Origin of the sequence: Anaerobium acetethylicum, assembly GCF_900096945.1 — a bacterium.
Lineage (GTDB): Bacteria > Bacillota > Clostridia > Lachnospirales > Lachnospiraceae > Anaerobium > Anaerobium acetethylicum.
In genome coordinates, this window is the sequence record NZ_FMKA01000005.1 from 123,868 (window position 1) to 148,453 (window position 24,586).

The 24,586-nt window shown below is 43.0% G+C and carries 21 protein-coding genes and 1 other RNA gene; 16 read left to right on the forward strand and 6 right to left on the reverse strand.

Annotated features, from left to right (window positions below):
- Positions 1 to 40 precede the first annotated feature (40 nt).
- Positions 41 to 390: RNase P RNA component class A (rnpB, locus tag BJR36_RS06860), an RNA gene on the forward strand.
- A 148-nt stretch (positions 391 to 538) separates the two neighbouring features.
- Here rnpB and BJR36_RS06865 read toward each other — a convergent pair.
- The 3 genes from BJR36_RS06865 to BJR36_RS06875 are packed head-to-tail and all read right to left on the reverse strand — an operon-like array spanning position 539 to position 2,469.
- Entirely contained in the window at positions 539 to 964 is a 426-nt protein-coding gene (locus tag BJR36_RS06865; protein WP_408605709.1) for an aspartate carbamoyltransferase regulatory subunit, read from the reverse strand.
- A gap of 40 nt (positions 965 to 1,004) precedes the next feature.
- On the reverse strand, positions 1,005 to 1,925 hold the full coding sequence (pyrB, locus tag BJR36_RS06870) for an aspartate carbamoyltransferase (protein WP_091231963.1): 921 nt from the start codon (positions 1,923 to 1,925) through the stop codon (positions 1,005 to 1,007).
- A 10-nt stretch (positions 1,926 to 1,935) separates the two neighbouring features.
- Positions 1,936 to 2,469: a nitroreductase family protein gene (locus BJR36_RS06875; protein ID WP_091231966.1), complete on the reverse strand. Its 534-nt coding sequence runs from the start codon at positions 2,467 to 2,469 to the stop codon at positions 1,936 to 1,938.
- A gap of 176 nt (positions 2,470 to 2,645) precedes the next feature.
- Here BJR36_RS06875 and BJR36_RS06880 point away from each other — a divergent pair, with 176 nt between their 5' ends.
- From BJR36_RS06880 to BJR36_RS06925, 10 genes are all read left to right on the forward strand, one after another.
- Complete coding sequence (locus BJR36_RS06880) at positions 2,646 to 3,011, forward strand: PH domain-containing protein (RefSeq protein WP_091231969.1); 366 nt, start codon at positions 2,646 to 2,648, stop codon at positions 3,009 to 3,011.
- 140 nt (positions 3,012 to 3,151) lie between these two features.
- Positions 3,152 to 4,438 carry a bifunctional folylpolyglutamate synthase/dihydrofolate synthase gene (locus BJR36_RS06885; protein ID WP_091231972.1) on the forward strand — a complete coding sequence of 429 codons (1,287 nt, stop codon included), beginning with the start codon at positions 3,152 to 3,154 and terminating at the stop codon, positions 4,436 to 4,438.
- A 173-nt stretch (positions 4,439 to 4,611) separates the two neighbouring features.
- Positions 4,612 to 5,742 (forward strand): prephenate dehydratase, encoded by a 1,131-nt coding sequence (pheA, locus tag BJR36_RS06890; RefSeq protein ID WP_091231975.1) that lies wholly within the window; start codon positions 4,612 to 4,614, stop codon positions 5,740 to 5,742.
- Between the two features lie 25 nt (positions 5,743 to 5,767).
- The gene (locus BJR36_RS06895) at positions 5,768 to 7,066 is read left to right on the forward strand and encodes an ATP-binding protein (RefSeq protein ID WP_091231979.1); all 1,299 of its coding nucleotides are present in this window, start codon (positions 5,768 to 5,770) and stop codon (positions 7,064 to 7,066) included.
- A 15-nt stretch (positions 7,067 to 7,081) separates the two neighbouring features.
- The gene (locus tag BJR36_RS06900) at positions 7,082 to 8,617 is read left to right on the forward strand and encodes a Ppx/GppA phosphatase family protein (protein WP_091231982.1); all 1,536 of its coding nucleotides are present in this window, start codon (positions 7,082 to 7,084) and stop codon (positions 8,615 to 8,617) included.
- A 35-nt stretch (positions 8,618 to 8,652) separates the two neighbouring features.
- Positions 8,653 to 10,788, forward strand: coding sequence for an RNA degradosome polyphosphate kinase (locus BJR36_RS06905; protein ID WP_091231985.1), 2,136 nt, complete (start codon positions 8,653 to 8,655; stop codon positions 10,786 to 10,788).
- Positions 10,789 to 11,000: 212 nt separating this feature from the next.
- Positions 11,001 to 12,449, forward strand: coding sequence for a glutamate--tRNA ligase (gene gltX, locus BJR36_RS06910; RefSeq protein ID WP_091231987.1), 1,449 nt, complete (start codon positions 11,001 to 11,003; stop codon positions 12,447 to 12,449).
- A 237-nt stretch (positions 12,450 to 12,686) separates the two neighbouring features.
- The gene (locus BJR36_RS06915; protein ID WP_091231989.1) at positions 12,687 to 13,319 is read left to right on the forward strand and encodes a hypothetical protein; all 633 of its coding nucleotides are present in this window, start codon (positions 12,687 to 12,689) and stop codon (positions 13,317 to 13,319) included.
- A gap of 15 nt (positions 13,320 to 13,334) precedes the next feature.
- Positions 13,335 to 13,592 (forward strand): hypothetical protein, encoded by a 258-nt coding sequence (locus BJR36_RS06920; RefSeq protein WP_242875486.1) that lies wholly within the window; start codon positions 13,335 to 13,337, stop codon positions 13,590 to 13,592.
- 200 nt (positions 13,593 to 13,792) lie between these two features.
- Positions 13,793 to 15,802 (forward strand): ATP-dependent helicase, encoded by a 2,010-nt coding sequence (locus BJR36_RS06925; RefSeq protein WP_091231992.1) that lies wholly within the window; start codon positions 13,793 to 13,795, stop codon positions 15,800 to 15,802.
- Between the two features lie 28 nt (positions 15,803 to 15,830).
- Here the strand turns inward: BJR36_RS06925 and BJR36_RS06930 are convergent, their stop codons facing one another.
- Positions 15,831 to 16,178: a DUF1292 domain-containing protein gene (locus tag BJR36_RS06930; protein ID WP_091231994.1), complete on the reverse strand. Its 348-nt coding sequence runs from the start codon at positions 16,176 to 16,178 to the stop codon at positions 15,831 to 15,833.
- Between the two features lie 235 nt (positions 16,179 to 16,413).
- Between BJR36_RS06930 and BJR36_RS06935 the strand changes: the two genes are divergently transcribed.
- The gene (locus BJR36_RS06935; protein WP_091231997.1) at positions 16,414 to 17,493 is read left to right on the forward strand and encodes a hypothetical protein; all 1,080 of its coding nucleotides are present in this window, start codon (positions 16,414 to 16,416) and stop codon (positions 17,491 to 17,493) included.
- Positions 17,494 to 17,601: 108 nt separating this feature from the next.
- Here BJR36_RS06935 and BJR36_RS06940 read toward each other — a convergent pair whose 3' ends face one another.
- Positions 17,602 to 17,796 (reverse strand): hypothetical protein, encoded by a 195-nt coding sequence (locus tag BJR36_RS06940; protein WP_091232000.1) that lies wholly within the window; start codon positions 17,794 to 17,796, stop codon positions 17,602 to 17,604.
- A 527-nt stretch (positions 17,797 to 18,323) separates the two neighbouring features.
- On the opposite strand from BJR36_RS06940, the gene BJR36_RS06945 reads away from it, so the two are divergent.
- Entirely contained in the window at positions 18,324 to 18,914 is a 591-nt protein-coding gene (locus tag BJR36_RS06945; RefSeq protein ID WP_091232003.1) for a zinc dependent phospholipase C family protein, read from the forward strand.
- Between the two features lie 140 nt (positions 18,915 to 19,054).
- Here the strand turns inward: BJR36_RS06945 and BJR36_RS06950 are convergent, their stop codons facing one another.
- Positions 19,055 to 20,689, reverse strand: a complete 1,635-nt coding sequence (locus BJR36_RS06950; protein ID WP_091232006.1) for an ABC-F family ATP-binding cassette domain-containing protein — start codon at positions 20,687 to 20,689, stop codon at positions 19,055 to 19,057.
- A 414-nt stretch (positions 20,690 to 21,103) separates the two neighbouring features.
- Here BJR36_RS06950 and nadA point away from each other — a divergent pair, with 414 nt between their 5' ends.
- The 3 genes from nadA (at position 21,104) to nadC (ending at position 24,440) form a co-directional block, all read left to right on the forward strand.
- Entirely contained in the window at positions 21,104 to 22,066 is a 963-nt protein-coding gene (gene nadA / locus BJR36_RS06955) for a quinolinate synthase NadA (RefSeq protein ID WP_091232007.1), read from the forward strand.
- Positions 22,067 to 22,288: 222 nt separating this feature from the next.
- Positions 22,289 to 23,617, forward strand: coding sequence for an L-aspartate oxidase (locus BJR36_RS06960; RefSeq protein ID WP_091232123.1), 1,329 nt, complete (start codon positions 22,289 to 22,291; stop codon positions 23,615 to 23,617).
- Positions 23,583 to 24,440, forward strand: a complete 858-nt coding sequence (gene nadC, locus BJR36_RS06965; RefSeq protein ID WP_169823613.1) for a carboxylating nicotinate-nucleotide diphosphorylase — start codon at positions 23,583 to 23,585, stop codon at positions 24,438 to 24,440. Before BJR36_RS06960 ends, nadC begins: the two co-directional genes overlap by 35 nt.
- Positions 24,441 to 24,586 lie beyond the last annotated feature (146 nt).

Below are 24,586 nucleotides of genomic sequence, written 5' to 3' on the forward strand. Positions count from 1 at the left end.
TACAAAAAGCGAAATTAGTGTTAAAATGTCAAAGGTTAAATGAGTAGGACAAATGATCGCAGCTGCGGATGCCGAAAGGCAGCAGGTGAGGAAAGTCCGGGCTTCATAGGGCAGGATGCCGGATAACGTCCGGTGGAGGCGACTCCAAGGCTAGTGCAACAGAAATATACCGCCGGCTTCGGCCGGTAAGGGTGGAAGGGTAGCTTAAGAGACTACCGCCTTCCTGGTAACAGGGAGGGCATATGTAAACCCCATTCGAAGCAAGACCGAATAAAAAGCGATACGGCTGCCCGCCGTGCTTTTAGGTGGGTCGCTAGAGCCTGCTGGCAACAGCAGGTGTAGATAGATGATCATTCACGACATAACCCGGCTTATCGTCCTGCTCATTTGACTTTGAAATGAACTCTATTTATAGGAACTGAACGCAGTTCCTGTTTCATCTCGTAGGACGAACTATCCTAAGAGATTAAAAAAACCGGCACCGCCAGGGATTTCAACTCCTGTCGGTGCCGGTTTCTTCGTGTTCGGGCCCTGCTGGTTACAGGGTGTATTTTTCTTCGCAGTATCTGCAGCGGTATACTTCCTTTTCAGGGTCGGTCAGCATGAAAATCTGATCGAGTTCCTGTTCGATGGAAGTTATGCAGCGGGGATTCTTGCACTTCAGGACATTCCTGATCTCTTTAGGAAGACGGAGCGTAAGCTTTTCTGTGATTTCCCCGTTTCTGATGATATTGATCGTGATATTGTGATCGATAAATCCCAGAATATCAAGGTTGACGATATCAACAGGGCATTCCACCTTGATAATATCCTTCTTCCCCATCTTGTTGCTTTTTGCATTCTTAATAATAGCGACGCAGCAGTCAAGCTGGCCTAACTGTAAATCTCTGTATATAGACATGCTTTTTCCAGCCTGTATATGATCCAGAACAAATCCGTTTTCTATTTTTCCTACATTTAACATGCTTTTACCTCCAGAATTATCCATTTAATACCTCCTGTACCTACCATTTTTTAATCTCCAGCAACAGGAGGATTAATGCCATCCTTGCGTACACGCCATACTGGACCTGCTTAAAATAGACAGCGCGGGGATCTTTGTCGACTTCGACAGAAATTTCGTTCACTCTTGGAAGGGGATGGAGCACAAGCATATCTTCCCTGGCAAGCTGCATCTTTTCTGCATTCAGGATATAACAGTCCTTCATCCGGATATATTCGTCTTCACTGAAGAACCTTTCCTTCTGAACTCTGGTCATATAGAGGATGTCGAGATCGCTGAGGACGTCTTCGAGCCGTTCGACTTCCTTGAAGTGAATTCCTTTTTCTTCCAAAACATCGGTTCTGATGTAATCAGGAATTTTGAGCTCGTTGGGAGAAATCAGCATGAAGGTGATGTTATCGTAACGCGCAAGCGCATTGATCAGGGAGTGGACAGTTCGTCCGAATTTCAAATCTCCGCATAACCCGATTGTCAGATTATCAAGCCTTCCTTTTAAAGAACGGATGGTGAGGAGATCAGTGATTGTCTGGGTGGGATGCTGGTGTCCGCCATCTCCTGCGTTGATTACAGGGATTGAGGAATTCATGGACGCCACAAGAGGCGCTCCTTCTTTTGGGTGGCGCATGGCGCAAATATCGGCATAACAGGAAATCATGCGGATCGTATCAGAAACAGATTCGCCTTTTGCCGCCGAACTTGAATCGGCAGAAGAAAATCCAAGCACATTGCCGCCCATGTTCATCATTGCGGCTTCGAAGCTAAGTCTGGTTCTTGTGCTTGGCTCGTAGAAAAGAGTAGCAAGCTTCCTGCCCTCGCATATCTTTGCATATTTTGCCGGATCTGCCTGGATATCGCCAGCAAGATTCAGAAGAGTGTCAAGTTCCTGTACGGAAAAGTCCAAAGGACTCATTAAATGTCTCATTAAGGGCCTCCTATTTGTAGGTGAGTAAATCTTCAACGGTTTTTCTTTTCGGTGCAGCCGGAATGGATTCCGGATAACCGATTGCAATCAGAGCAGCAAGCTCCCGGTCTTCTGGAAGTTCAAGGAGCTTGGTGATTTCCGGACCGTCGAAAATCCCCATGATGACGGTTCCAAGGCCCAGCTCGTGGGCAGCAAGACAGAACGTCTGGCTTGCGATTCCGGCATCGAACATCTGCCATTCGCCTTTTCTGTCGGTTGTGAAGGAACCATCCCTCTCAAATCCGGACCGGTTTTTGATAAATGTCACTGCAGCAATAGCCGGTGCATGTTCAATGATCAGTTTGTTGCTGTCGGAAGCAAGTGCACCAATCCTGGATTTGAGCTCCTGGTCCTCTATAACGATGTAGCGTGTGATCTGCGTGTTTTTCCAGGAAGGTGCAAATGCGGCAGCGGAGATTACGCTCTCTATGATGCTATGTTCCAGTTTTTCGGGTTTGAAGCTGCGAACGCTCCTTCTCTCCCTGATGCAGTCAATTGTATTCATAAGGAAACCTCCTATTATTTATGTGGACCATCCAATTGTTATAATTGAATGGCAATCCTTTAATTTGCTATGTTATAGCATACAATAAATATATTTAAAATTCAATTATCTTTTGCATTATCGGAGTCTATCAATTATAATTAAAACAAGGAAAAATCATACAGGGAGGAGAAATAATGGAATTTGTAGAGAGAAAAAGGCTTCTTTTCTTAGGATTGCCGTGGACATTTACGAAATATACAGTCAGTGAGGATCTGCTGACAATCAATGCCGGACTTTTGAGGACGACGGAAAATGACTGCTTCATGTACAAAATACAGGATGTGACTCTTTCAGCAACGATTCTGGAAAGGATTTTCGGACTGGGGACGTTAACCTGTTTCACAGGGGATACAACCAACCCGGAACTGGTTATGCTACACATAAAGCATGCAAGGGATATCAAGAATTTTATTCTTCAGGCTTCGGAGGAAGCACGAAGGAAACGCAGGACGATCAATACCCTTGACATAGGAAGCGAAGATGTGGATAATCTGAATTAGCGTTGGGAAAAACAGGAATTATCTTTTGGATAGTTGTCCCAAACAGCAGTTAGGTCAGGTGATAGATGGAACAGGGGTCCGGTTGAACTTAAGGATTCCTGTTCTATTTTTATCTCACAGGAAAGGAAACAACAGGCATAATGAATTTTAAAGAAGCACAGGAATATATAGAATACATAGGTAAATTTGGCAGCGTTCTGGGACTGGAGCCAATCAGGGAACTGCTGGACAGATTGGGAAATCCGCAGGACAGACTTGATTTTGTACATATTGCAGGTACAAACGGAAAAGGTTCTACATTAGCCTTTATTTCAACCATTTTAAAGTGTGCAGGCTGCAAAGTGGGAAGATATATCTCACCAGTCGTATTCGACTATCTTGAAAAGATCCAGGTGAACGGAGAATGCATCAGCGAAGAAGAGTTTTCGCTTCTTGCAGCCAGGGTAAAGGACGCGGCAGACAGTATGGAAAAGGATGGGCTGCAGCATCCCACGGCTTTTGAAGTTGAGACAGCTCTGGCTTTCCTGTATTTTGAGTCTCAGGGCTGTGATGTGGTTGTTCTGGAAACAGGGCTGGGAGGGAAACTTGATGCCACAAATATAATCAGAAACACAAAATGTGCGGTAATAACATCGATCAGCATGGACCATATGGGGGTTCTGGGCAGCACGCTGGGAGAAATCGCGGCTAACAAGGCGGGGATCATCAAAAGCGGTGCTGTTGTAGTATCAGCCATGCAGGAGCATGAGGCCGAAGAAGCAATCAGGCTTGAGGCTGCGAAATACGGATGTGAGGTCAGGATTGCGGATATGGGACAAGCCTGTGATATCGAGTATGGATTTGAAAAGCAGAGATTTTCCTATAAAGGCTACAGGAATCTTGAAATCAGCCTTGCAGGCAGCTGCCAGATTTCCAATGCAATTCTGGCGGTTGAAGCCGCGGATGCCCTGAAAGCCGCAGGATACCCTGTCAGTGAGGATGCCCTGAGGCGGGGACTGAAGGAGGCTTCGTGGACCGGACGGTTCACACCCATACACAGGGAGCCTTTTTTTATTATTGATGGTGCCCATAATATTGATGCGGCGATAAAACTGAAGGAATCGCTTAAACTCTACTTCAGTGGCAGAAGGCTTATCTTCATAATCGGAATATTTGCCGATAAGGAGCATGAAAAGATAATCAGGGAAATGGCACCTCTCGCTTCTAAGATAATTACAGTTACGCCGCCGGGACCAAGGGGGATGCCGGCAGAAGCGCTGGCAGATGAAATCAGGAGGTTCAATAAGAACGTTACCTGGGCAACCGGCCTTGAAGAGGCAGCTTTGGAGAGCATGAAAGCAGCTGGCCCGGAAGACGTTATAGTCGCTTTCGGTTCCCTGTCCTATCTGGGAGAAATGAAGCGTATCATAGAAAGGCTGTTTCACTGAGACAACATGGGCTGGAACAAGCATTTCTATTGCCATCTTAGCAGATTTGTTATAATATTGTAACTGTTAAGCAGTCCGGTAACGCGAGGCATTTTCATGCTGGTTTTGCATAATATTATGGTTAATTGGAAATAACTGTTCAGTTACAAGTAGTATATTTTGAGGAGAGAATGATGAAAGACTTAGGAACAATCAGGGAAGAGATAGATAATATAGACGGGCAGATCGTAAGGCTTTTTGAAAAACGCATGGAACTGGCTCACGAAGTTGCAGAATTCAAGATCAGAACAGGGAAGAAGGTTTTCGACAGGGAACGGGAGAAAAGCAAGCTGGAAGCCTTAAAGGCGCTTGCAGGAAACGATTTCAACAGGCACGGCATTGAAGAACTGTTCCAGCAGATCATGTCAATGAGCAGAAAGTTCCAGTACCAGCTTCTGGCAAAGGAGAACCTTCTAGGAGAAATTCCGTTCAAACCAGTAGATGATATCCGTATGGAAAATGTAAAAGTGGTTTTCCAGGGAGTGGAGGGAGCATACAGCCAGATGGCCATGTTTGAATATTTCGGCAGGGATGTTGACAACTTTCACGTGGATACGTTCAGAGATGCCATGGCAGCCATCAGGGAAGGAAAAGCAGACTATGCGGTGCTTCCTATCGAAAACTCTTCTGCGGGAAGCGTTACGGACATCTACGATCTTCTGACGGAATTCGACAATTATATTGTTGGGGAGCAGATCATAAAGATAGAACATGCACTTCTTGGGATTGAGGGGGCTTCTCTTGAGGATATCAGAACCGTATATTCCCATCCCCAGGGCCTCATGCAGTGTGCAAAATATCTGGATGAACACAGGGAATGGAAACAGATCAGCCTTCAGAATACGGCAATGTCTGCAAAAAAGGTATTTGACGATAACGACAGGACCCAGGCGGCAATCGCAAGCAAGACGGCAGCCGGCATCTATGGACTTTCGGTACTTAAGGAGCAGCTGAATTTCAGTGAAACCAATTCCACGAGATTTATAATCGTGACAAATAAGAAAATATTCCGTAAGGATGCTGATAAAATAAGCATATGCTTCGAACTCCCACATGCCAGCGGTACTCTGTACAACATGCTTTCACATTTCATCTATAATAATTTGAGCATGAGCAAAATTGAATCCAGGCCTCTGGAAGGGAAAAACTGGGAATACAGTTTCTTCATTGATTTTGAAGGAAATCTGAATGACAGTGCAGTAAAGAATGCTCTTCTGGGGATTAAGGAAGAAGCATCCGATTTCAAAATATTAGGCAATTATTAAGCCGGGAGGAAAGGCGGAATAAAAAATGAACACACAGGTAAACCAGCTGATTTTATATAAGAATTTTCAGAATCACGAAATCTTTGATAACATGACATGGATTATGGAGAACTATGATAATGAATACTATAATCCTGATGACATAAAAGCCCTTCTCTATGACAGTATCAATGCCCTTGTGGAACTTGCGGGAAACTACGGTTTCGAAGGGAATCTGTGGCACAGCTATCTGACATTCCTTCTTGCAAACAATGAAAATGCATTCAGCACTTCATGCGAAATGGTCGGGGCTGTTGAAGGCAGCGTGAACGGCCTGGCGCTCAACGATTTCAGGATATTCAGGCAGCTGTTCGGATTTCAACTTGAGGAAATAGAAAAAGTACTTGAGGTAGACTGTTTCACCCTTCTAAAGGATTATCAGAATGTAAGCAAGAACAGTAAAATATTCAACAGAAGAATCCGGGACAGAATCGATGAGCTTAGCAGAAAGCTTGGAGGGGCATCTGATGAACATGAATTTTTGTCAGTTATAACCACCTTCTATAAGGAATTTGGCGTCGGAAAATTCGGCCTCCACAAAGCATTCCGCGTAGAGCATACAGATCAGGGAACAGAGATAGTTCCGATTACGAATATAGCACATTCTTACCTGAGTGACCTTGTCGGGTATGAACTTCAGAAGAAAAAGCTGATAGACAATACAGAAGCCTTTGTGCAGGGAAGAAAGGCCAATAACTGTCTCCTTTTTGGCGACAGCGGTACCGGAAAATCCTCCAGCATAAAAGGAATACTGAATGAATATTATGATCAGGGTCTGAGAATGATAGAGATATACAAACATCAATTCCAGGACCTTTCATCAGTAATAGGCCAGATAAAGAACCGCAATTACAAGTTCATCATATACATGGACGACCTTTCCTTTGAGGAATTTGAAATAGAATATAAATACCTGAAGGCAGTGATTGAAGGCGGCCTGGAAAAGAAACCGGAGAATGTCCTTATTTATGCGACCTCCAACAGAAGGCATCTCGTGAGGGAAAAATGGAGCGACAAGGAAGAAAGAAGAGACGACCTTCACAGCTCAGACACCGTACAGGAAAAATTATCACTGGTTGCAAGATTCGGTGTTTCCATATTCTTCGTAGCACCCAATAAGAAAGAATACAACAATATCGTGAAGGAACTGGCAGAGAAGTATGATATCACAATGCCCGAAGAGGAGCTTTTCCTGGAGGCGAATAAATGGGAGCTGAGCCATGGCGGACTTTCAGGACGCACGGCACAGCAGTTTATCAATTATCTGGTTGGACAGCAGAGATAAAATGTGAGGTGGCTTATGAAAATGACGGTTTTTGCAGCTATCGACATCGGATCCTATGAGGTCGGTATGAAGATTTATGAGATTTCCATAAAGAACGGCATGAGGGAGATAGATTATATCAGGCGCCGCATAGAGCTTGGTAAGGAAGCCTTTGCTGACGGAAGGATCAGTCCCCAGAAAGTGGATGAACTGTGCAGGATTCTGACGGAATTTGCCGTCATCATGAAGGGGTATCGCACGGATGCCAGCAGGGTATGTGCCACCAGTGCTCTCAGGGAGTCGGAAAACCTGCTGATCATCCTGGACCAGATCAGGGTCAGGACGGGGTTTGCAGTAGAAATTCTAAGCAATTCCGAGCAGAGATTTCTGGGATACAAATCCATAGCCTCCAAAGGGAATGAATTTAATAAAATCATCCAGAAAGGCATCGCTATCGTCGATATCGGAGGAGGAAGCACACAGATATCCCTGTTTGACAAGGACAGCCTTGTGACGACCCAGAACATCCGGCTTGGAACCTTGAGAATGCGGCAAAAATTGTCGAGTATCATAGACAAGACCACTCGTTTCGAAGAGATTGTCGAAGAACTGGTGAACCGCGAGATCTATGATTTTAAAAAACTGTTTCTAAAGGACAGGGAAATCAAGAACATCATAGCAGTAAGCGATTATATAAAAAACATGGTCAGGAAGGCAAACGAAGGCCAGAACGACAGCTTTGTCACCAGAGAGAAATATATGGAGTTTTTCGGAAAAATAAGAACTATGAATTCTGAGCAGATGTCCACTTACATCGGAGTCCCTTCAGAGGGGGCCTCGCTGATCATGACTTCAGCTATCGTCTATAAAAGACTCTTTGAGGAACTGAACGCAGAGCTGATCTGGGCGCCGGGAGTCAATCTTGACGATGGGATTGCCTATGACTTTGCAGTGGGCAGCGGACTGATCCAGACAGAGCACGATTTTGAGAACGATATTCTTGCGGCTGCAAAAAACATAGGCAAGAGATATATGTATGACAAAGGACACAGCCAGATGCTTGAAAAGCTGACGACAGAGATTTTCGACCGCATGAAGAAGATCCACGGCCTGTCAAAGCGGGAAAGGCTTCTGCTCCAGATTGCGGCGATACTTCATGACTGCGGGAAATATATCAGCATGTCCTCTGTTTCTGACTGCTCATACAATATCATCATGTCAACGGAAATAATCGGAATTTCCCACAGGGAAAGGGAGGTTGTTGCCAATGTCGTAAAATACATGAGGGAAGACTTCCGCTATTATGAAGAAATCAACGAGAAAATTGACGTCGAGACCTATCTTCTGATAGCAAAGCTGACGGCTATCCTGAGGACGGCAAATGCCCTGGACAGAAGCCACAAACAGAAGTTCAAGGATATAAAAGTCGTGCTGAAGGAAAAGCAGCTTGTGATCACAGTCGATACGATTGAGAACATTGACCTGGAATCGGGACTTTTTAATAGAAAAACAGATTTTTTTGAGGAAGTATATAGCATGAAACCTGTAATAAAGCAGCGTAAGGGTATCTAAATAAGAATTTGGAGGGGATTAATCTGGAACAGACAATGATTCATTCAAAGACAGAGGATTATATGAAACCGGAATATTATACAAACAGGGAACTCAGCTGGATGAAATTCAATGAGAGGGTGCTTGGAGAGGCGAGGGACAAGAGCATTCCGCTCTTTGAGAGGCTTAAGTTCCTCAGTATCACCGCATCAAATCTTGACGAGTTTTTCATGATACGCGTGGCATCCCTGAAAGATATGGTCAATGCAGGCTATGACAAGCCTGATATTGCAGGAATGACTCCTGCTGAACAGCTTGACAGGCTCAGCATAGAAACCCATGAACTTGTATCGCTGCAGTATTCGACGTACAACAGGGCTCTGCTTCCCCAGCTGGAGCAGCAGAAATTGACTGTTGTCAGTTCGCATGAAGATCTCAGCGAAGAACAGAAAATCTACGTTGATCGTTTTTTTAAAGAAAACGTGTATCCGGTGCTTACTCCGATGGCAGTTGATTCTTCAAGGCCTTTCCCGTTAATCAGGAATAAGACTCTCAATATAGGAGCACTGATTTCGAAGAAAGGAAAAGAAGGAAGCCTCGAATTTGCAACTGTCCAGGTTCCATCGGGATTATCAAGGATTGTGATCCTTCCGGTCGGGAAGGACGGCAGAAAATTTGTCATCCTTCTTGAAGAGGTGATTGAAAGAAATATCAGCCAGCTGTTTTTGAACTATGATGTAGTCTGCGCTCATCCATACAGGATCATGAGGAATGCAGATCTGACAATCGATGAGGATGAGGCGGCAGATCTTCTGAAAGAGATACAGAAACTTCTTAAGAAGCGCCAGTGGGGGGAGGCAATCCGTCTTGAGGCCGAAGACAAGATGGACAAGAGGCTCCTCAAGATACTGAAAAAAGAGCTTGCCATTAAGGAAGAGGATATCTACAGAATCAACGGCCCCATCGACTTGACATTTCTGATGAAGTTCTATGGTTTTGAAGGGTTCGAACATCTGAAATATGAAAAATTCGAGCCGCAGCCCTATAGCAGCTATCAGCAGGATAAGGATGTCTTTTCCCAGATTCGGGAAGGGGATATCCTGCTCCACCACCCTTACCATTCTTTTGACCCTGTAGTGAATTTCATCCGGCAGGCGGCAAAGGATAGCGATGTCCTTGCAATCAAGCAGACACTTTACAGGGTCAGCGGGAATTCGCCAATCATTGCAGCACTTGCAGAAGCTGCTGAAAACGGCAAGCAGGTGACCGTTCTGGTAGAGCTTAAGGCACGGTTTGATGAAGAGAACAATATTGTATGGGCAAAGATGCTTGAAAAAGCAGGATGCCATGTTATTTACGGCCTTGTAGGCCTCAAGACCCATAGCAAGATCACACTGGTCGTCAGGCGGGAAGAAGACGGCATACGAAGGTATGTCCATCTTGGGACAGGAAATTATAATGATGCCACAGCCAAGCTTTATACAGATTTTGGGCTGCTCACCTGTTCTGAACCAATAGGAGAGGATGCTACTGCTGTCTTTAATATGATTTCCGGATATTCGGAACCGCTTTCCTGGAACCGTCTGTCAATCGCACCTATATGGCTGCGGGAAAGGTTCCTTCAGCTGATCCGCCGGGAGACGGAAAATGCCAGGGAGAAAAAACCGGCCCGTATCATAGCAAAGATGAATTCCCTGTGCGACCAGGAAATAATCGCAGCGCTGTATGAAGCTTCGGCAGCAGGCGTAAAGATTGACCTGATCGTAAGGGGGATCTGCAGCCTGAAAGTGGGCATACCAAAGGTCAGCGAACAGATAACGGTCCGATCTATTGTGGGAAATTTCCTTGAGCACAGCAGGGTATTCTGTTTCTATAACAATGGTGCGCAGGAGGTATATCTTGGCAGCGCCGACTGGATGCCAAGAAATCTTGACAAGAGAGTTGAAATCATGTTCCCGGTGGAGAGCGAGAAGCTCAGGCAGGAAATCCTGCATATATTGGATATACAGCTTGAGGACAACGTGAAAGCCCATATCCTGCAGAAGGATGGAACTTATGAGAAGATAGATAAAAGAGGCAAAGTGCTGGTCAACTCACAGAACTTTTTCTGCGAAGAGGCAAAAGAGAAGATCAGCCAGCCCGAGGAACGATATCATGACAGGGTATTCATTCCAGTGGAACATGAAGATTGATCAAACAGTCCTGTCAATCTTGTCACAAAAAGAAAACTGTTATATAATATCTTTTGGCCGCGGGAGCTGAAGTGCAAACTACGTAGTAATTCGCTCGGTGCCCCAAATTGCCGATTAAGCACTGTGTGTGCATCATCTGTGACCATGAAGGACATAGTCCTGAATGGTTACCATATATATTAGAAATTAAATACATAGACAGGAGTAAGAAGATGAGTAAAGTCAGAACAAGATTTGCACCGAGCCCCACAGGCAGGATGCACGTGGGAAATTTAAGGACAGCATTATATGCGTTCCTGATTGCAAAACATGAAGGTGGAGATTTCCTTTTAAGAATTGAAGATACAGACCAGGAAAGGCTCGTTGAGGGCGCTGTGGATATTATTTACCGAACCCTGGAAAAGACCGGACTGATCCATGATGAAGGACCTGATAAGGATGGCGGATGCGGCCCTTACGTACAGAGCGAAAGGCAGAAGTCAGGGCTTTACCTTGAATATGCAAAACAGCTGATAGAAAAAGGGGAAGCTTACTACTGCTTCTGTGATAAAGAAAGGCTTGAAACCCTGAAAACAGAAGTGGGCGGTAAGGAAATTGCAGCATACGACAAGCACTGCCTGTATCTTCCAAAAGAAGAGGTAGAAGAAAAGCTTGCTGCCGGAATTCCATATGTAATCAGACAGAATATCCCAAAAGAAGGGACGACGACATTTTCAGATGAAATATATGGTGATATCACAGTAGACAATGCGGAGCTTGATGATATGATTCTTATGAAATCAGACGGATATCCAACATATAATTTTGCTAACGTTGTTGATGATCACCTGATGGGAATCACACATGTTGTCAGAGGAAATGAATATCTGTCATCTTCTCCGAAATATACGAGGCTATACCATGCATTTGGCTGGGAAGTACCTGTATATGTGCACTGCCCTCTTATTACTGACGAAGAGCACAAAAAACTCAGCAAGAGGAGCGGACATTCTTCATACGAGGACCTGATTGAACAGGGCTTCCTTACGGAAGCTGTTGTAAATTTTGTTGCCTTGCTGGGCTGGAGTCCGGAAGGAAATGAAGAAATATTTTCCCTTGAGGAACTGATCAAGGCATTCGACTACCATCATATGAGCAAAGCACCTGCTGTATTTGACGTTGTAAAGCTCAAATGGATGAACGGTGAATATATGAAGGCTATGGATCCTGATAAATTTTATGAGATGGCACTTCCTTACATCAAAGAGACCGTAAAAAAAGATGTTGATTTCAAAAAAATCGCAGAGCTTGTAAAAACCAGAATTGAGGTATTTCCTGATATTGCAGCACATATCGATTTTATTGAGACGATTCCGGATTACGATATTGAAATGTACAGACATAAGAAAATGAAAACGACTCCGGAAACATCCTTAGAAGTTTTACAGGAACTGCTTCCAATTTTTGAAGCGCAGGAAGACTACAGCAATGGCGCTCTTTACGCAGCCCTTGTGAAATATGTCGAGGAGAAAGGCTGTAAAAATGGCTATGCCATGTGGCCAATAAGGACAGCTGTTTCCGGAAAACAGATGACACCGGGTGGAGCGACAGAGATAATGGAGATTTTAGGAAAAGAAGAATCGCTTGCACGTATTCGTAAAGGAATAGAAAAATTATCATAACTGTTCAGTAGTACCGAATAGTTTCAAATTATCGTAAAATTATAAGAACAGCCCTGCGGCATATCAATTTTGCTGCGGAGCTGTTCTTTTTTGTTAATAAAAAAAAGTTATTTAAAAAAAGATAGATATTTACATAAGAAATGATATAATACAATTATATATTATGTGAGTTTGTGTGTTATTTTGAACATATGCAAAGATTGATTATTTTGAAAAATTTTCATGGGAGGAATTTGAATGGAGAACAATCACGGACAGATGCCTGAGCGTCAGAAGCAGCCACACGAATATTACGACAGATTGCCAGATGCAGGGATGCCAGATGCAGGGATGCCAGATGCAGACAGAATACAGGAGTATAGAAAGGCACCCGAACCTGCATATCGGAAGGCGCCCGAACCGGAGTACAGGAAGGCACCGGAACCAGAGTACCGGAAGGCACCCGAACCGGAGTATAATAGAACATCTGAATACGATAGAACATCTGAATACAGCAGAAAATCAGAGTACAGCGGAATGTCGGATTTCAGTACTCCAACTAAGGATCATGTATCCCAGACAAATATTAGGAGCCAGGAGTACAGACGGACTCTTCAGGAACGGGCTGAGGCAGACAGGATCCCGATGGTAGGCGAAGAGCCTATGTCTGTGGTGGAATGGCTGACTGTTTATATTCTGCTGGCAATACCAGTAGTCAATATGATAATGGTAATTGGATGGCTTTTTGGATGGGGGAAAAAAAGCCGTACAAATTTTATAAGGGCATCCCTCCTGCTGTCTGTGATTATGACAGTGATTGTAATCCTGTTTTATTTCAGGTTTGCAGCTCTTATGCAGAATTTTTTGCAGCAATACAGCACAGGATATTAAAGGGAGGATGAAGACATGGGTGACGGATATGGAAAATACAGCACTTCCATGGTCAGGGAGGATCCGCTGACTGTTGTAGAATGGATGATCAGTCTGATTATTTTGATGATTCCGGTTGTGAATATTATTATGACATTTGTATGGGCATTCGGTTCTGGGAATATAACACGTAAAAATTTCTGCAGGGCAAGTCTTATAATGGCTGTTCTGGGTACTGTCATAGCAATCATTATTGCACTTGCTACATTCATGAGTCTGCGCTTATCAATCTGATCCGGACTGAATTGAATGCGGCATACAGAATACAGGTCCATCTACTGCTTTTTAGCGGAGGATGGGCCTGTTTGTTTTTAAGGCTTTGCAAAAGCTGTGAAAGTAAGCTATAATAGGTCAGATAACATGTATCTGTACCAGCAAGGCTTTGGTCTTTGGGGTGCACACATGAACGAATCGTATTTAGAAAGGCTGATATCATGCAGACAAACAAAGCCCAGTCTGAAGCAATTTCTCACAAAGAGGGCCCCATGATGGTACTGGCGGGGCCTGGTTCTGGAAAAACTCTTGTAATTACCCAAAGAACGAAATATCTGATTGAAAAATATGGAGTCAATCCTTCCAAAATTCTTGTCATAACGTTTACCAAAGCGGCGGCATCCGAAATGAAGGAAAGATTTAAGAAAATAATGGGAGAGGTTTATGCTCCTGTTTATTTTGGTACCTTTCATTCTGTGTTTTTCGCCATATTGAGGCAGGCATATAATTTCAACGGCAATAATATTCTGAGGGAGAGCCAGAGAATTCAGTTTCTGAAGGAAATAGTCGAAAAACTTGAACTGGAGATAGATGACGAATCCGATTTTATATCGGGAATAACAGGTGAAATAAGCGCTGTCAAGAATGAGAGAATACCGCTGGAACATTATTATTCCATGAACTGTTCGGAAGAGGTGTTCAGGGTCATATACAGGAAGTACGAAGAAAAGCTCAGGAGAGCAAATCTGATCGACTTTGACGACATGCTGGTATTCTGTTATGAACTCTTCAAAGAAAGGCCCGATATACTTGCAGCATGGCAGAAGCGGTTCAAGTATATCCTGATAGATGAGTTCCAGGATATAAACCAGGTGCAGTATGATATTGTCAGGATGCTTGCCATGCCCGAGGATAACCTGTTTATAGTTGGTGATGACGACCAGTCAATATACCGTTTCCGAGGTGCAAAGCCTGAAATAATGCTGAATTTCGAGAAGGACTATAAGCAGACGAAAAAAGTGCTTCTGGACATCAACTACAGGTCGTCTGTAGCCATAGTAGATACTGCACTCAGAGTGATCAAGAACAACAGGAACCGTTTTGCTAAAAGTATCAGGACAATAAACGGAAATGGAGCTGAAGTTGTATACAGGACTTTCGACGGCCAGCCGGAAGAGAATAAGGATATCGTAGAGAATATATTAAGATATACAAAATCAGGCTACGAATTTTCTGATATTGCTGTTCTGTTCAGGACGAATACGCAGTCACGGCTTCTGATAGAAAAACTGATGGAATATAACATACCATTTACGATGCGGGACTCCATTCCCAATATTTACGAGCACTGGATAACGGGAAATATCATTTCTTATATCCGGATTGCAATGGGCTCAAAAGACCGGAAGGAATTTCTGCAGATCATCAACAGGCCCAAGAGGTACGTAAGCCGCGAATACATCAATACGACGGAGATATCCCTTGAAAAGCTGAAAGAGGTTTATAAGGACAAAGAGTGGATGCAGGAGCGCATTGAAAAACTGGAGTATGACATAAAACTGTTGGGCCGGATGGACACCTATTCCGCAATCAATTATATCCGAAAAGGGATTGGCTATGAGGAGTATCTGGCCGAATATGCGGATTTTAGAAAAATCAAAGTAGAGGATCTCATGGATGTCCTTGATGAAATCCAGGAAAGCTCAAAAAATTATAAGACTTTTGAAGATTGGTTTGCTCATATAGAAGAATACACAATCGAAATCAGGGAACAGGAGAAGAACAAGCAGATGGATGCCAACAGCGTGTCTCTATCCACGATGCATAGCTCAAAAGGGCTTGAGTATAAGCTTGTATTCATTATTGATGCAAATGAGGGAATTACGCCTCATAAGAAGGCAGTTGTGGATGCAGATCTGGAGGAAGAAAGAAGAATGTTCTATGTGGCTATGACAAGGGCTAAGGAACAGCTGTTTATCTATTCGCTGAAGGAGAGGTTCAACAAGAAACTGGAAATTTCAAGATTTGTCGGGGAATCGCTGGTAGACAGTGACGAACTGAAAGAAGGTGCCCTGGTATTCCACAAGGTATATAAAGAGGGCATTGTAGAAATTGCAGATGACAGGAAAATGACAGTGTACTTTAAAAGACCTGATAAGCATCTCGTGCTGGATAAGGATTTCTGTATTTCGAACAGGCTGTTGACGATAGAAAGGCCTGCAGGCAGTTAAGCCGCAGGCCTTGAAAAGTCATATTGGATTATTCTACTTCGTCTTCGAAAAATTCATCGAATTCGGCATTGTCTAATAATTCATCAAAAGCGTCTGATACAAGTTCGTATTCATCGTCATCTTCGATATTTAATAATTCGATTTCGCCGTCTTCTAATTCTTTGTAACGGTATAAGAATACTTCGCCTTCTTCTTCTTTTTCTTCTTCGATAGGAAGCAATGCGATATACTCAAATTCTCCAGCAGGGAAAATAGTAAGAACAGCACATTCAAGAACAGTTCCGTCATCAAGTGTTAATGTAACAGTAGCTTCTTCGGATTCGTGGTCACATCCACATCCGCAGCCACATTCTAAATCATGGTTGTGTTCGCTCATTTGAAAACCTCTTTTCTTTTTGTAATTAATTTGGCAGACCAATATGAATATATGCTGAAAAACAGCTGGATATGGCTATGCCGATAAATTAACTCTATCAGAAGGGAAGAATAAATGCAAGGGATATTTATTTTAATTTCCTGAAAAAATTTGTTAAAAAATGTTGACTTTGTGGGATTATATAATACAATAGAGAGAGTTAGACTTTATTCAAAAATTGAGAGGAGAAACTTTCGTGATTACAAGTAATGCAAGTGAAGACCAAGGCGGTAAAGAATACAAGCCAAGGGAAAATGGCGAAAACAGAGAATATCAGCCAAGGGAGAACAACGAGAACAGAGGATATAGGTCCAGGGAAAACGGTGACTATAAATCGCGAGAGAATTATGGCAATAGAGAATATAAGCCGAGGGAGAATAACGAGAACAGGAATTACAGACCGCGAGAGAACAGTGACAATAGCGGCTATAAACCAAGGACTGGTAATGAAACCAGAGAATATCGACCAAGGACAGAAGGCGGAAACAGCGAATACAGACCAAGGACAGAAGGCGGAAACCGTGAATACCGTCCAAGGACAGAAGGCGGAAATAGCGAATACCGTCCAAGGACAGAAGGCGGAAACCGTGAGTATAGACCAAGGACAGAAGGCGGAAACCGTGAATACCGTCCAAGGACAGAAGGTGGAAATAACGAATACCGTCCAAGGACAGAAGGTGGAAACCGCGAATATCGTCCAAGGACAGAAGGTGGAAGTAACGAATACCGTCCAAGGACAGAAGGCGGAAACCGCGAATACCGTCCAAGGACAGAAGGTGGAAACCGTGAATACCGTCCAAGGACAGAAGGCGATAACCGTGAATACCGTCCAAGGACAGAAGGTGGAAATCGTGAATACCGTCCAAGGACAGAAGGTGACAACCGCGAATACAGGCCTAGAAACAACGGCCAGTCGGGTGGGTTCAGACCAGGCGGGGACAACCGCGGCAGGGATTTCAAATCAGGCGGATATTCAGGTGGATATGGCGGAGGAAAAGATAAAGACAAGGATTATGGCAGAGGAAATGATAGCCGTGGAAAATCCGCATCTTCATCTACTGAAGGAAAGGCAAAAGAACCGCAGCCAGATAAAACCGTTATCCTGAAACGTATTGAAAAAGAAAAGAAAGTAATACAGAAGAAAACAGAAGCTAAGCATAAAGCAAAGCCTGAAAATGCAAAACCACAGATCAAACAGAAACGCAGCAATAATATTGACTGGACGAAGAGTTATGATGATGATTCATACTATGATGATGATACATTTTTCTTCTAGGATCTGAAAAATTTCTGATAAATAAAAAGTTAAGGGGAGACGCACATAAAATCATGTATGTGTGTCTCCCCTTTTTGCTGCTGTTTTGGATAATGACCTTCGCAGCCACTATTTTTTCTGTTTATCAAGCTCATCTTTAAGAGCCTCTTCGCTGACGCTGATCCACAGGTCTTCTTCGTTTTCGTTTAATCCGAGATATTCCCTCAAAGTGCGGGGATCGTCACTAAAATTCCATTTGCTGGTATAGCTGTCGATTTCTTCGAATTCAATTTCGCCTTTCAGGTATAATTCCTTGAATGTCATTCTTATTTTCCTTTCTAAAATAACGGATTTGCGGGTCTCAAAGTCATGTTTTTCATGCAAGCATGAAACACATGACCTTTAGACCCTGGTATGATACCTTGATGTAGTGGTCAAAAGGTATTTTGCCCACTGATACCTACGGATTGTTCCGCACTTCGTGCTCCCACAATCCTAAAAACATTCGAAATCCGCCCTGTCCGGGCTGCTTTCTCATGTTTTGCGGGTCTCAAAGTCATGTTTTTTCATGCAAGCATGAAACACATGACCTTTAGACCCTGGTATCATAATATTATACTATATAAAAAAATATGGTACAAGGGAAGCCTGCCTGCACAACATCAAGAGTCGCATTCAGTTGCTGATCAAAGAGTGGACCTTAGCCCCTATTCATCTCGGGAATAAGGAAAAACCGCAGTATGCATAAAATTCATATTAGAAAATCAGCATATTTCATGTTGAATAGTTTACATAAAGCAAGTACAATTAAATAAATACGCAATTGAGTTTGCTTTGACGGAGGTTTGTTCTTGAGAAAAAAATCACATATTTCATTGGCATTATATATCGCAGACAGTATGGACGTAATGGAGTTGAAGAAACACAAAACGGCATTTTGCATTGGCAGCATTCTTCCGGACTGCAAACTGTCATTTCTGACAACAAGGCATGAAATCGGCGGGACTTTCAATATGGTAAAGGAAGAGATTAAGAAACTTACCGTTGACTGTGACGTGGCATCGATTAACCCGAGGGCTTATGTAATAAGACTGGGGCAGATCATACATTATCTGGCGGATTATTTTACTTATCCGCATAATACCGTATATGATGGAAGCCTGAAAGACCACTGCATTTACGAGGAACATCTGAAAATCAGCCTGAGGGAATATATAAGAAGCGGTGAAGCGGCCAGGTGCCGTGAGGAGGCAGTCAAATTTGATACCATTGATGCACTGTTTGATTTCATATCAGATATGCATAGCAGTTATATAGAGTTTAAAAAGACTGTTGAAGAAGACTGCAGATATATCGTATCCCTCTGCCACAGGGTGGCGGAAGCAATCATTCATCTGCTTCAGATTCAGAAGGAAACGGTTTTGAATCCGGTAACTGTATAGAATAGAATCATTTTGTCTGATGAGAAAAACCCCTGTGGGGAGGAAAGCATTATTGCTCCTGCCCACAGGGGTTTCTATATTCTGATGGTTTTCTGCTGTGGCATCGCTACAGCAGAAGAAATACAGTTCCTGATATCTTTTTAGTTATCAGCATCCTGGTCATCCATAGAGAAGACCTGGCGTTTTCTTGCCATTTCATCACTTGCAAGATATTCGTCATAAGTTGTAACTTTATCGATCAATCCGCCCGGAACGATTTCCATAATCCTGTTTGCTGTTGTTTCAACAAACTGGTGATCGTGGGATGCGAATATCAGAACGCCAGGGAATTTGATAAGTCCGTTATTCAGCGCTGTGATGGATTCCATGTCAAGGTGGTTTGTAGGTTCATCCATAATGAGGACATTTGCTCCTGAAATCATCATTTTCGAAAGGAGACAGCGTACTTTTTCACCACCGGATAATATTTTGACTTTCTTAACGCCGTCGTCTCCGGCAAAGAGCATTCTGCCAAGGAAACCACGTACGTAGGTGACATCCTTTTCAGTAGAATACTGAGTAAGCCAGTCTACGATAATGTCATCATTATCAAATTCTGCAGTATTGTCTTTAGGGAAGTATGACTGGGAAGTTGTGATTCCCCATTTGTAGCTTCCTTCATCGGGTTCCAGTTCGCCTGCAAGGATTTTGAACAGTGTAGTCTTGGCAAGTTCATTTCCACCTACAAAAGCGGCTTTATCGCCTTTGTTGAGGATGAATGATATATTATCTAAAACTTTCACGCCGTCGACTGTCTTTGAAAGGTTTTCAACGGTAAGCACTTCGTTTCCAATTTCACGCAAAGGCCTGAAATCGATGTAAGGATATTTCCTGCTTGAAGGCCTGATGTCGTCCAATTCGATTTTATCAAGGGCTTTCTTTCTTGAAGTAGCCTGTTTGGATTTTGAAGCATTGGCACTGAAACGCTGGATGAAATCCTGCAGTTCCTTGATCTTCTCTTCCTTCTTCTTGTTGGCTTCCTTCATCTGTTTTACAAGAAGCTGGCTTGATTCATACCAGAAGTCATAGTTTCCTGAATAGAGCTGGATTTTTGCATAATCGATATCGGCAGTATGGGTACATACTTTGTTTAAGAAATATCTATCATGGGATACAACGATTACAGTGTTTTCAAAGTTGATAAGAAATTCTTCCAGCCACGCAATGGCATCAAGGTCAAGGTGGTTGGTAGGTTCATCGAGTAAAAGGATATCAGGGTTTCCGAATAATGCCTGGGCAAGGAGAACCTTTACCTTTTCTGATCCAGTCAGATCTTTCATCAGTTTGTAGTGGAGCTCGCTTTCGATTCCCAGTCCGTTTAAAAGGGTGGCAGCTTCAGATTCAGCTTCCCATCCATTCATTGTTGCAAATTCGCCTTCCAATTCGCTGGCTTTAATTCCATCTTCTTCTGTAAAGTCTTCTTTTGCATAGATGATCTCTTTTTCCTTCATGATTTCATAAAGTCTTTTATTTCCCATGATGACAGTATCAAGTACGGTGAATTCATCATACTGGAAATGATCCTGCTGAAGGAAGGAAAGGCGTTCTCCCGGAGTGATTATGATATCACCTTTTGTTGGCTCGAGCTGTCCCGAAAGAATTTTTAAGAAGGTGGATTTTCCGGCACCATTTGCACCTATTAATCCATAGCAGTTTCCCTGGGTGAATTTGATGTTTACATCTTCAAACAAGGCTTTTTTCCCAATTCTAAGTGTAATATTGCTTGCAGTAATCATACTTTTGTAAAACCTCTCTTTTTTATTTATACTATTCCATGACAAAATCTGCCATCTAAGTGTGGCAGTTCTTTATGTAATAATAGTGTATTTGTCTGAAAGTAACAATCCGGGCTTCGATATTACATGAGCCTGGAAGAAGTGGCAGGTCAGAAAAACGCATCAAAGCATGTCTCTGATTTTGCACAGTCTATCTATATTTTAACTTATAATAGGCATTTTGCAAGTACTAATTTGCATTTTAGAATAACTTTAGAATTTTCCTAAATTGAATTATAAAAATTTTAACATTATATAGGAAAGGAAAAGCAGGAGAAAAGTCAAAGTTTATGACATAAGGCGCGAAACGGCGATATTGACAGTTATAAAAAATTATGGCATAGTAATAGATAAAGTTTAGCGGAGGAAAAAGTGATGTCTAATAATGTCAATGAAACAAGCAGAGATGAATTAGGAACAGGCAGTGTTTCTGATGCTGCTATAAAGAAAATAGAAACTTTAAAAGCGGAGAAGGATGCTGTGATTCTTGCTCATTACTATGTGGATGACGATGTCCAGATGATAGCAGATTATGTCGGAGACTCTTACTATTTAAGCAAGATTGCGACAACGACCCCTAATAAGGTCATTATTTTCTGTGGAGTTTCGTTCATGGGGGAAAGTGCAAAAATCCTGAATCCTGAGAAAAAGGTTGTAATGGCGGATGCACTGGCAGACTGTCCGATGGCGCATATGGCGGATGAAGACAAGATAGCTGCAATGAGGGAAAAGTATGAAGATCTTGCAGTTGTGTGCTATATAAATTCAACAGCAAAGCTGAAGGCTGTTTCGGATGTGTGCGTAACGTCTTCAAATGCAGTTGACATTGTCAGCAAACTGCCAAATAAAAACATTTATTTTATTCCGGATGAAAATCTTGGAAGATTTGTTGCGGCAAAACTTCCATCAAAGAATTTTATCCTGAATGACGGTTTCTGCCATGTTCATACGAGCATAAAAAAAGAAGCGGTTTTAAAAGCCAAGGAAGCAAGGCCGGGAGCGCTGGTTCTTGCGCATCCGGAGTGTACCCAGGACGTACTTGATTTGGCCGATTATATCGGAAGCACTCTTGGAATTATCAATTACGCAACAGCAAGCACTGAACAGGAATTTATCATCTGTACAGAAATGGGCGTATCTTACGAACTGAAAAAGAAAAATCCAGGCAAGAAATTCTATTCGGTAGGGCACAGGCAGTTCTGCCCAAACATGAAGAGGATTACTGTCGACAAGGTTATTCACGCACTTGAAACGCTGGAGCCAGAAGTTGAAATGGACGAGGAATTAAGGCTTAAAGCAATGATCCCGTTAAAACGAATGCATGAGCTTGGAAATTAGACATAGCGTTTAAAATCGATCCTCCTGTAAGGCGGTTGAAACGGGGAGCGGACCGAAGGTGCCATTTCTGTTAAAAATACATAACCGGCAGTCTGTTAAACGGGCTGCCGGTTGTGGTCCGATAAGGGCTTCATGATAATTATGTATCATGAAGCTGGAGAACACAGTAAAAAGAAAGAAGAAGCCAGAATGGATAAAATGAGCACAGAGAAAATGAAAAACATGGTCCGGACGGACGTAGTTATTGTGGGGACGGGTGCTTCGGGGCTGTATTGTGCCCTTCAGTTTCCGGAAGAAACAGAGATCCTGATGATAACGAAGGATGCAGTCGAGAATAGTGATTCTTTTCTGGCGCAGGGCGGAATTTCAACTTTGAAAAATGCAGAGGACTATGAAAGCTATTATAGTGACACGATGATAGCCGGAAGGTATGAAAATAATCCGAAAGCTGTCGAGGTCATGATCAAAAGCTCGCCAGAGACCATGAAGGATCTGATGGCACTGGGAGTCGAGTTTGACAGGACTGAAGAAGGAACACTTTCTTACACAAGGGAAGGAGCACACTCTACTTTCAGAATCCTGCATCATAAAGATATTACAGGTAAGGAAATTACAAGCAAGCTGCTCGCCAGGGTGAGAGAGAGAGCACATGTGACCATAGAGGAATACACGACCATGGTCGACATTGTCGAAGAAAACGGCGAATGCAAAGGCATCATCATGTGGGACAAGAATAATAGTCCCAAGGTCGTTTACGCAAAGACCGTAATCTGGGCGAATGGCGGAATCGGAGGGCTTTTTGTAAATTCGACGAACTACTCGCATCTTACCGGAGATAGTCTTGCAATTGCACTTCTGCATGGAATTGATATTCAGGACATCAATTACATACAGATACACCCTACTACCCTGTATTCAAAGAAGCCGGGCAGAAGGTTCCTTATTTCTGAATCCGTCAGAGGTGAAGGAGCGATACTTTTAAATCCTGACGGAGAAAGGTTCGTGGATGAACTGCTTCCAAGAGATGTCGTGACAGAAGCGATATGTAAGGAAATGGAGAAATTTGAAACGGATCACGTATATTTAAGCCTCACTTTTCTGGATCCTGAGGAGACGAAGGAGAGATTTCCAAATATCTATCTGAAATGTCTCAATGAGGGGATTGATATTACAAAAGAATATATTCCGGTAACGCCAGCCCAGCATTATTTCATGGGGGGCGTGAAAGTGGATCTGAACAGTCAGACTTCCATGAAAAATCTATATGCAATCGGAGAAGCTGCCTGCAACGGTGTTCATGGCGCCAACAGGCTGGCAAGCAATTCACTTCTTGAGAGCCTTGTGTTTGCAAAGAGAGCGGCATTAAAGGTAATGGAAGACCTTAAGGAAACGGTATCTTCTCAGCCAGAGACAGAGCAGCCCGTTGATTTGGGCGTATATAGCGACAGGAAGCAGATTGAAGAAAAATACAGGAAACTTATTTTAGATGAGATAAAAAGGAAGGATGAAAAATTTTATGCTAAGTGGTGTAACAATGCAGGTAAACATTGATGATTATATCATCAATGCTTTAAAAGAAGATATAACCAGTGAAGATGTAACAACGAATGCCGTGATGAGAGAAAAGAAAAAAGGGCATGCAGATCTTATCTGCAAAGAAGACGGAATCATAGCCGGTCTGGAGGTTTTTGAAAGGGTATTTAAAATCCTCGATCCTGAATCAGTGTTTGAAACTCCATTTAAAGACGGGGATGAAATTAAAAACGGACAGAAAATCGGCGATCTTACAGGCGATATCCGTGCCCTTCTCTCAGGTGAGCGTACAGCCCTCAACTACATGCAGAGAATGAGCGGAATCGCAACATTTACAAAGAGCCTTTCGGAAGAACTCAAAGGAACGGGAACAAAGCTTCTTGATACAAGGAAGACAACCCCTAATATGAGACCTTTTGAGAAATATTCCGTTAAGGTAGGCGGAGGACACAATCACAGATACAACCTTTCAGACGGAATCCTTATTAAGGATAATCATATCGGAGCTGCGGGCGGAGTGAAAGAAGCGATAGCCCTTGCAAAAGAATATGCGCCTTTCGTACGTAAAATCGAAGTTGAAACAGAAAGCCTTGAAATGGTAGCGGAAGCCCTGGAAGCGGGAGCTGACATTATCATGCTTGACAACATGGACAACGACACCATGAAAAAGGCAGTTGAAATGGTGGCTGGAAAAGCTGAAACAGAGTGTTCAGGAAATGTCACAAAAGGAAGGCTTAAGGAAATTGCTGAAATAGGAGTTGACTATGTATCCTGCGGTGCACTCACGCATTCAGCGCCAATTATGGATATTTCACTGAAGAATCTTCTTCCGTGTGAATAAGTTGTTCTTTTAGAAATGACGGATACCACTGCAGTTTTTCAATGGCTGCTGTGGTATCTTTTTTTGATTTACAGGAGTGAAAGGTCAAAAGCCATATACACAATGTTGTTCGTCAATTTGCACAGGTTTTAGCAATGAGGACGTGA